The organism is Pseudomonas sp. NCCP-436, assembly GCF_019656335.1.
Lineage (GTDB): Bacteria > Pseudomonadota > Gammaproteobacteria > Pseudomonadales > Pseudomonadaceae > Aquipseudomonas.
In genome coordinates this window covers 1-1,236 of record NZ_BPLZ01000040.1, presented here as the reverse complement: position 1 = coordinate 1,236, position 1,236 = coordinate 1, and the positions used below count along the sequence as shown (strand labels likewise).

Annotated in this window: 1 protein-coding gene; it reads right to left on the bottom strand. The window is 57.8% G+C overall.

Annotation, left to right across the window (positions count from 1 at the left end):
• Positions 1–8 precede the first annotated feature (8 nt).
• Positions 9–1,171 (bottom strand): IS3 family transposase gene (locus NCCP436_RS17550; RefSeq protein WP_220805241.1). Its coding sequence is split into 2 segments (ribosomal slippage): positions 9–916 and positions 916–1,171, totalling 1,164 coding nucleotides; the frame shifts between segments, so codons are not numbered across the junction.
• Between the last annotated feature and the right edge of the window lie 65 nt (positions 1,172–1,236).

The window sequence follows — 1,236 nt, the reverse complement described above, 5'->3', positions numbered from 1 at the left end:
TGTAGTGGTCAACCCATCCCGGACAGTGGGTTAAGTTTTTCTTCGGCCACCGCAGGTGGCAGTCCGTCGTTGAACTGATGAGGCCTGATCCAGTTGTAACGGTGCATCAGGTAATGACTGATGTCCCGTTGAGCTTCCGAAGCGGTAACGTAGCCTGTCGCCGGAATCCATTCGGATTTCAAGCTGCGGAACAATCGCTCCATCGGTGAGTTATCCCAACAGTTGCCCCGGCGACTCATGCTCTGCTCCATCCGATATCGCCACAACCGCTGCCGAAACAGGCGGCTGGCGTATTGGCTGCCCTGATCGGAATGGAACAGCACCTGCTGCGGTTTGCCTCGTTGCTCGTAGGCCATATCCAGCGCCTTGATCACCAGCTCTGCATCCGGCTTGGGAGAAAATGCCCAGCCAATTACTCGACGTGCATGCAGATCCAGCACCGCCGCCAAGTAATGCCAGCGACCTTGCGCCCAGATGTAGGTGATGTCGCCGCACCACACCTGATTGGGCTTTTCGGGGGTGAACTCGCGGTTCAACCGGTTCGGGATATCTGGCCGCTCAACCGTAGCCTGCTTGTATGCGTGCGAGCCTGGTTGCTTGCTGACCAGGCCCAACTCGCGCATCAACCGACGCACGCGAAAGCGGCCAATGCTTACGCCATCCTCGCGCAGCATGCCCAGGATGCTGCGACTGCCCGCTGATCCTCGACTCTGGTTGAACAGTTGATTGACCTGACTGCGCAGGGCAACCCGGCGTGCATCAACACGGCAGCGTCGAAGGCGATGGGCGTAGTAGCAAGACCGCACCACGTCGAAGGCTGAACAGACCACTTCCACCGACTCCCGCTCACTCAACTGGTCTATCAGCGCGTACGATTGAACTCGTCCGACATCAAGAGAGCGGTAGCCTTTTTTAGGATCGCTTTCTCCCGTTCCAGCCGGTCGATCCTGGCTTCCAGCTCCTGGATTTTCTGCTGTTCGGGAGTCAATGCCTTGCTCTTCGGGGTAACACCCTGGCGCTCTTCTTGGAGCTGTTTCACCCAGCGACGAAGCGCTGATTCAACCAGCCCCAGCGAGTGAGCTGCTTCGATATGGCTGTAGCCCTGATCGAGCACCAGGCCGGCGGCCTCTCGCTTGAACTCGGGCGTAAAGGAACGACGTTGTTTGGTCATCAGACACCTCTCTATGGCAAGCATTCTCGCCCTAAATGGATGTCCGGGATCAGTAGACCACTACA